Annotated in this window: 9 protein-coding genes; 6 read left to right on the forward strand and 3 right to left on the reverse strand. The window is 71.1% G+C overall.

The window, feature by feature from the left end; translation table 11 throughout:
* The 3 genes from JHD21_RS19100 to JHD21_RS19110 form a co-directional block, all read left to right on the forward strand.
* A partial coding sequence (locus tag JHD21_RS19100) for a hypothetical protein (protein WP_292678438.1) occupies window positions 1–327 on the forward strand: 327 nt, incomplete at its 5' end.
* Window positions 328–383: 56 nt separating this feature from the next.
* Window positions 384–1568 (forward strand): acyl-CoA dehydrogenase family protein, encoded by a 1185-nt coding sequence (locus tag JHD21_RS19105; RefSeq protein ID WP_292678439.1) that lies wholly within the window; start codon window positions 384–386, stop codon window positions 1566–1568.
* A gap of 29 nt (window positions 1569–1597) precedes the next feature.
* Window positions 1598–2173, forward strand: coding sequence for a GtrA family protein (locus tag JHD21_RS19110; protein ID WP_292678441.1), 576 nt, complete (start codon window positions 1598–1600; stop codon window positions 2171–2173).
* On the opposite strand, the gene JHD21_RS19115 is transcribed toward JHD21_RS19110, so the two are convergent.
* The 3 genes from JHD21_RS19115 to JHD21_RS19125 are packed head-to-tail and all read right to left on the reverse strand — an operon-like array spanning window position 2115 to window position 4575.
* Window positions 2115–2717, reverse strand: a complete 603-nt coding sequence (locus tag JHD21_RS19115) for a Maf family protein (protein ID WP_292678443.1) — start codon at window positions 2715–2717, stop codon at window positions 2115–2117. The genes JHD21_RS19110 and JHD21_RS19115 overlap by 59 nt on opposite strands.
* Before the next feature lie 5 nt (window positions 2718–2722).
* Window positions 2723–2950, reverse strand: coding sequence for an acyl-CoA carboxylase epsilon subunit (locus tag JHD21_RS19120; protein ID WP_292678445.1), 228 nt, complete (start codon window positions 2948–2950; stop codon window positions 2723–2725).
* Window positions 2947–4575: an acyl-CoA carboxylase subunit beta gene (locus tag JHD21_RS19125; RefSeq protein ID WP_292678447.1), complete on the reverse strand. Its 1629-nt coding sequence runs from the start codon at window positions 4573–4575 to the stop codon at window positions 2947–2949. The genes JHD21_RS19120 and JHD21_RS19125 overlap by 4 nt, the downstream gene beginning before the upstream one ends.
* On the opposite strand from JHD21_RS19125, the gene JHD21_RS19130 reads away from it, so the two are divergent.
* From JHD21_RS19130 to JHD21_RS19140, 3 genes are read left to right on the forward strand one after another with little or no spacing between them, the layout of a single operon-like run.
* A complete protein-coding gene (locus tag JHD21_RS19130) occupies window positions 4574–5374 on the forward strand; it encodes a biotin--[acetyl-CoA-carboxylase] ligase (protein ID WP_292678449.1) in 801 nt (266 codons plus the stop codon). The two genes, JHD21_RS19125 and JHD21_RS19130, sit on opposite strands and share 2 nt — an antisense overlap.
* Before the next feature lie 24 nt (window positions 5375–5398).
* Window positions 5399–5902: a PH domain-containing protein gene (locus tag JHD21_RS19135; RefSeq protein ID WP_292678452.1), complete on the forward strand. Its 504-nt coding sequence runs from the start codon at window positions 5399–5401 to the stop codon at window positions 5900–5902.
* Complete coding sequence (locus JHD21_RS19140) at window positions 5895–6878, forward strand: adenylate/guanylate cyclase domain-containing protein (protein WP_292678454.1); 984 nt, start codon at window positions 5895–5897, stop codon at window positions 6876–6878. Before JHD21_RS19135 ends, JHD21_RS19140 begins: the two co-directional genes overlap by 8 nt.
* The last annotated feature ends 3 nt before the right edge of the window (window positions 6879–6881 follow it).

Consider the following 6881-nt stretch of genomic DNA (forward strand, 5'->3'; position numbering starts at 1 on the left):
GTCCCACCCTCCCCGGAGGTCGTGCGGGCCTCGGCGCTCGTGTACTCGTCCGCGTCCGGGCAGGTCAGCGAGCTGCCGGTCGAGGAGGTCACGTCCCAGGAGCTGGTCGACGAGGTGTGCACCAGCGTGCTCACCACCTGGCTTCAGCGCGCCCGCCCCGACGAGGTCAAGCAGCTGCGGACCGGCAAGCCGCTCATCCCGGGCGACATCGACCGGGCCCTGCTCACCGACCTCTCCGGTCGCACCGGGCACTACTACATCGAGGACCAGGACCGGTACCTGCTGCGCGAGCGGTTCTGGGTGGCACTGGCCGCGATGACGGGATGAGGGGACCGGCGCTCGACGGTTAACAAACGTTAACCTCAGCGGCTAACATCGGCGGCATGACCTACGAGCTGTCCCGCGAGCACGAGGAGTTCCGCCGGAGCCTCCGCGAGTTCGCGCTGGCCGAGATCGCGCCGTACGCCGCGCAGTGGGACCGGGACCACCACTTCCCGGTCGACGTGGTGCAGCAGATGGGCAAGCTGGGCCTGTTCGGGCTCACCGCGCCGGAGGAGTACGGCGGCGCCGGCGAGCACGGCGACTTCACCAGCCTCTGCGTCGCGATCGAGGAGCTCGGCCGGGTCGACCAGTCGATGGGCATCACCCTCGAGGCCGCCGTGGGGCTCGGCATCAACCCGATCCTCACCTACGGGACGGACGCGCAGAAGCAGCAGTGGCTGCCCGACCTGGTCGCAGGGCAGGCGCTCGCCGGGTTCGGGCTGACCGAGCCCGGTGCCGGGTCCGACGCCGGAGCCACCCGGACCAAGGCGGAGCTCACCGAGGGCGAGTGGGTCGTCAACGGCGCCAAGCAGTTCATCACCAACTCCGGGTCCGACATCACCAGCGTGGTCACGGTGACCGCGCGCACCGGGTCGCGCGACGACGGCGTCGGAGGGTCGAAGCCCGAGATCAGCACGATCCTCGTGCCGGCCGGGACCGAGGGTTTCGTCGTCGAGCCGGCGTACGACAAGCTCGGCTGGCACGCCTCCGACACCCACCCGCTGACCTTCCAGGACTGCCGGGTCCCGGAGGCCAACCTGCTCGGTGAGCGCGGCCGGGGCTACGCGCAGTTCCTCGCGACGCTGGACGACGGTCGGGTCGCGATCGCAGCCCTGGCCGTGGGCTGCATCCAGGCCTGCGTCGACCTCAGCGTCGAGTACGCCCTGGACCGCCAGACCTTCGGCGCCCCGATCGGCCGCAAGCAGGGCGTCGCGTTCCAGATCGCCGACCTCGAGGTGATGCTGCACGCGAGCCGGCTGCTCACCTACCGGGCGGCCGCGATGAAGGATCGCAACGCCCCCGTCAAGGAGTTCAAGCAGGCCGCCGCGATCGCGAAGCTCTACGCCACCGAGTCCGCGGTCACCGCGACCCGGATCGCGACCCAGGTCTTCGGCGGCTACGGCTTCATGGAGGAGTACGCCGTCACCCGGCTCTACCGCGACGCGAAGGTGCTCGAGATCGGCGAGGGGACCTCCGAGGTGCAGCGGATGCTCATCGCCCGCGGCCTCGGCCTGCCTGTCGAGTAGCCGCCGGGCGCACCGCCTACGCTGAGCCTGTGGAGAACCCCTGGCAACGGTTCCGCCAGGAGGCGGGCCGGTTCCTCGCCGTGGGCCTCGTCGCGACCGTCGTCGCGCTGATCCTCTTCAACTTCCTGGTCCACGGTTTCGGCGCCATGGACGGGGCGTGGCTCAACGATCGGCCGGAGCTGGCCTACGTGCTCGCGAACGCCGTCGGCATGGCGATCAGCTTCCGCGGCACGAAGGTCTGGGCGTTCCGGGACCGCCGGACCAGCCACGCCGACGGCGGGGTCGTCGCGTTCGTGGTCATCAACCTGGCGACGATGCTGATCCCGATGACCTGCCTCGGGATCAGCCGCGGGCTCGGCCTGGACGACCCGATCTCGGACAACGTCTCCGCCAACGTGGTCGGGCTCGCGCTGGCCAACGCCGCGAGGTTCTTCCTGTTCCGCGAGTTCGTGTTCCTGCGGGTGGACGACCCGGGCCTCGAGCTCGACCTGGCGTTCGTGGAGCTGCACGACCACACCCACGAGATCCCGGTGGTCACCGACGAGATCAGCGAGCCGCCCAGAGACCTACCCATGAGTGACCCAGCTCCGCCACGAGCTCCCTGACCAGCGGGAGGCTCACCCCGACCACGTTGTGGTGGTCGCCGTCGATCCCGGTCACGAACGCACCGCCCAGCCCGTCGACCGTGAACGCGCCCGCGACGTGCAGCGGCTCCCCGGTCGCGACGTACGCCGCGATCTCGGCGTCGGTGACGTCGGCGAAGCGCACCGTCGTGGAGGCCGTCGCCGACGCGGCTTGCCCGGTCGGGACGTCACGCAGCGCGTGCCCGGTGTGCAGCACCCCGGCGCGCCCGCGCATCTCGCGCCACCTCGCCGCGGCGTCCGCGGCGTCCGCGGGCTTGCCGAGAGCGCGGCCGTCCAGCTCCAGGACCGAGTCGCAGCCGAGCACCAGCGCGGCCTCGGGCAGGCCGTCGCGGTCGGCCACGGCGGCGCACTTGAGCTCGGCCAGCTGGAGCGCCAGCTCGGCCGGCGGCAGGTCTTTGAGCTGGTCCTCGTCGACGCCGGAGACGACCACCACCGGCTCGATGCCCGCCCGGCGGAGGGTCTCCAGCCGCGCCGGCGACTGGGAGGCCAGCACGAGGGTCGGCACGGGCGTCAGCGCGGCAGCGCGCTGCTGCGCCAGCCGCCCGGACCGTGCGGCAGGGTCACCCGCACCTTGCGGTGGTGGGCCGCCCAGTTGGGGGGCGCCGTGCGCGGGGTCTCACCGGAGCCGCCCGCAGCCGCCAGGACGGCGACCAGTGCGGCGAGCTCCTCCTCCGTGGGGTCGCCCTTGACGACCCGTAGGAAGGGCTGCGGGGCAGGCTCATCGCCAGGAGTGGTCACAGCGGGATGTTCCCGTGCTTCTTCGCGGGGAGCGTCTCCCGCTTGGAGCGCAGCAGCCGCAGGGCCCGCACGATCTCGACCCGGGTCTCGTGGGGGGTGATGACCGCGTCGATGTAGCCGCGCTCGGCGGCGATGTAGGGGTTGGCCAGCGCCTGGTCGTAGTCGTCGATCAGCTCGGCGCGCTTGGCCTCCGGGTCGTCGGCGTCCTTCAGCTCGTTCCGGTAGAGGATGTTGACCGCGCCCTGGGCGCCCATCACGGCGATCTGAGCAGTCGGCCAGGCCAGGTTGATGTCGGCGCCGAGGTGCTTGGAGCCCATGACGTCGTACGCGCCGCCGTAGGCCTTGCGGGTGATGATCGTGACCAGCGGGACGGTCGCCTCGGAGTAGGCGTAGATCAGCTTCGCGCCGCGCCGGATGATGCCGTTCCACTCCTGGTCGGTGCCGGGCAGGAAGCCGGGCACGTCGACGAAGGTCAGCACGGGGATGTTGAACGCGTCGCAGAACCGGACGAACCGGGCGGCCTTCTCGGAGGCGTCGATGTCGAGGGTGCCGGCGAACTGCATCGGCTGGTTGGCGACGATGCCGACCGGGTGCCCCTCGACCCGGCCGAAACCGATGATCAGGTTGGGGGCGAAGAGCTCCTGGACCTCGAGGAACTCCTCGTCGTCGAGCACCGCCGTGAAGACGTCGTGCATGTCGTAGGGCTGGTTCGGCGAGTCCGGGATGATGGTGTCGAGGGTCCGGTCGAGGTCGGTGAACGACAGGTCCGCGTCCTCGGCGTAGACGTGGTGGTGGTCGAGGTTGTTCTGCGGGAGGTAGGACAGCAGCGCCTTGGTGTACTCCAGCGCGTCCGCCTCGTCGGCGCCCATGTAGTGGGCGTTGCCGGACTTGGTGTTGTGGGTCCGGGCGCCGCCCAGCTCCTCCATCGTGACGTCCTCGCCGGTGACCGTCTTGATGACGTCGGGGCCGGTGATGAACATGTTGGACGTGCCGTCGACCATGATCGTGAAGTCGGTGACCGCGGGGGAGTAGACGTGCCCGCCGGCGCAGGAGCCCATGATCAGGCTGATCTGGGGGATGACGCCCGACGCGTGCACGTTGCGGCGGAAGATCTCGCCGTAGAGGCCGAGCGAGACCACGCCCTCCTGGATCCGGGCGCCGGCGCCCTCGTTGATACCGATGATCGGGCAGCCGGTCTTGATGGCCAGGTCCATCACCTTGGTGATCTTCTCGCCGTAGACCTCGCCCAGCGAGCCGCCGAAGACGGTGAAGTCCTGGGAGAACACGCAGACCTGCCGGCCGTCGATGGTGCCGTAGCCGGTCACGACGCCGTCGCCGTAGGGACGCCGCTTCTCCAGGCCGAACGCCGTCGAGCGGTGCCGGGCCAGCTCGTCCAGCTCGACGAAGGACCCCTCGTCGAAGAGCTGCTCGATCCGCTCGCGGGCGGTCTGCCGGCCCTTGGCGTGCTGCTTCTCCACGGCCTTGGCCGACCCGGCGTGCACGGCCTCGTCGAGGCGGCGCTCGAGGTCGGCGAGCTTGCCGGCGGTGGTGTGGGTGTCGATGTCAGCGGGGAGGTCGGTGCCTTCACCGGGCTGGGCAGTCACGGCGAGCAGACTAACGGCCATGACCACCAGCGATCCCGCCCGCCCATCCGATCGGTCACCGGTCGACGCAGCCCGCCTCCCCGACCACCAGGTGGAGGTGGTCGCCGAGGCCGGGTCGACCAACGCCCTGGTCGCGGAGCGGGCCCAGGCCGGCGGACCGGAGGGTCTGGTGGTCCTCGCGGAGCACCAGACCGCGGGACGTGGTCGTCTCGACCGGTCGTGGGAGGCCCCGGCGCGGTCGGGTCTCACGTTCTCGGTGCTGCTGCGGCCGACGGTGCCGGCGGCGTCGTGGCCGTGGCTGCCGCTCCTGACCGGTCACGCCGTGCGCGCGGCGCTGCGCGCGGCCGGGTTCGACGCCACCGTCAAGTGGCCCAACGACGTCCTGCTGGGCGAGCGCAAGGTCGCCGGGATCCTGGTCGAGCGGGTCGAGACGCCGTCCGGCCCGGCGGCCGTCGTCGGGATCGGGCTGAACGTCGGGATGACCGCCGACGAGCTCCCGGTGCCCGAGGCCACGTCCCTCGCCGTCGAGGGGGAGGCGCCCGACCGCACGGAGCTGCTCGGTCTGCTCCTCGACACGCTGTGGGACTCCTACGTCGCCTGGCAGGAGGGCGGGGAGGCGGGTGCCGCCCGGCTGGCCACGGCGTACGCCGAGTCGTGCGGCACCGTCGGCCGGGACGTGAGCGTGGCGCTGCCCTCAGGCGAGACGCTCACCGGCCGCGCGGTCGAGATCGACCCGAGTGGCCGGTTGGTCGTGTCGACCGGGAGCGGTGAGCGCACGGCCGTGGGGGCAGGGGACGTCGTTCACGTCCGAGACGCCTGACGGTTTCGGTGCAATGATCCGTCCGTGGCCATCGACAAGGACCTGCTGAACGAGGGCGAGACCATCGTCATCAGCACCCGCACGCACCCCAAGGCGCTGATCCTCCCGATCCTGGCGCTGGTCGTCCTCCTCGCGGTCGGCGTCGTCGTCCAGCGCGTGGTCGACCAGGAGATCGTCACCCTGGTCGTCTGGGCGATCGTCGCGGTCGGCGTCGTCTGGTTCGTGCTCCGGCCCTTCCTGATCTGGCTCACGGCGACCTACGCCATCACCACCCGCCGGCTGATCACCCGGCACGGCGTCATCACCCGCCGCGGCCACGACATCCCGTTGAGCCGGATCAGCGACGTCGCCTACGAGAAGGACCTGATCGACCGGCTGCTCGGCTGCGGCACGCTGATCATCAGTGACGCCAGCACCCACGGCCAGGTCGCGCTGCCCGACATCCCGCGGATCGAGAAGGTCCAGCGCGACCTGAGCGACCTGCTGCACGACATCCACACCGAGGACCCGCGCGACGAAGGTGTCTGAGCCACCCGGCGTCCCTCCCGGGACCGGCGGATCACCCGGCGAGGAGTACGAGCGCGCGGTCCTCGGCGAGGAACCGGTCTTCACCGCGCTCGACGTCGCCACCGAGACCGGCGCCACGATCGAGCAGGCCCAACGCCTGTGGCGGGCGCTGGGGTTCCCCGAGCACGGCAACGCGGTTGCGTTCACCCGGGGCGACGTCGGCGCGCTGTCGACCTTGATCGGGCTGGTCGACACGGGGCTGCTCGACTTCGACCTCGCCGTCAACCTCACCCGGGCGGTCGGTCAGACGATGGCGCGGCTTTCGGACTGGGAGGTGTCCGCGCTGATCCACCGGGTGGAGGAGCTCGAGCGCGAGCAGCGCAGCGCCGGCCAGGACGTGGAGGAGAGCCGCGCCGAGGTCGCCATGCGGATGATCGAGAGCATCGGCACCCCGTTCGAGAGCCTGCTGGTCTACGTCTGGCGGCGCCACCTGGCAGCGGCGATCGCCCGCACCGCCGCGATGGGCGCCCGCGAGGAGGACCTGCACACGACCGAGCTGACCGTGGGGTTCGCCGACATCGTCTCCTTCACGGCGCTGTCCAACGAGCTCTCCGAGGAGCGGATCGGCGACATGGTCGAGCTCTTCGAGGCGCGCTGCGCCGACGTGGTCGCCGCCCACCGCGGCCGGGTCATCAAGTCGATCGGGGACTCCGTGCTCTTCGTCAACGACGACGCCATCCAGGCCTACGACACCGCCGAGGGCATCATCACCGTCGTCGGCCGGGACCTGCGGATGCCGGACGTCCGGGTCGGCCTCGCCTCCGGCTCGGTCGTGATGAGGCTCGGGGACGTCTTCGGCCCACCGGTCAACATGGCCTCGCGGCTCACCGGCGTGGCGCGGCGGAACCGGATCATCATCGACGCCCGCACCGCCGAGCTGCTGCCCGCCGACCAGTTCGAGACCCGCTTCCTGCAAGGCGGCGACTACCGACCATGACTT

Source organism: Nocardioides sp. (assembly GCF_016462705.1).
Taxonomy (GTDB): domain Bacteria; phylum Actinomycetota; class Actinomycetes; order Propionibacteriales; family Nocardioidaceae; genus Nocardioides.

Bases quoted from the DNA above. Each gene is read 5' to 3' on its own strand.
- JHD21_RS19105 (WP_292678439.1), top strand. From the start codon at position 384: ATGACCTACGAGCTGTCCCGCGAGCACGAGGAGTTCCGCCGGAGCCTC.
- JHD21_RS19130 (WP_292678449.1), top strand. From the start codon at position 4,574: ATGACCACCAGCGATCCCGCCCGCCCATCCGATCGGTCACCGGTCGAC.
- JHD21_RS19125 (WP_292678447.1), bottom strand. From the start codon at position 4,575: ATGGCCGTTAGTCTGCTCGCCGTGACTGCCCAGCCCGGTGAAGGCACC.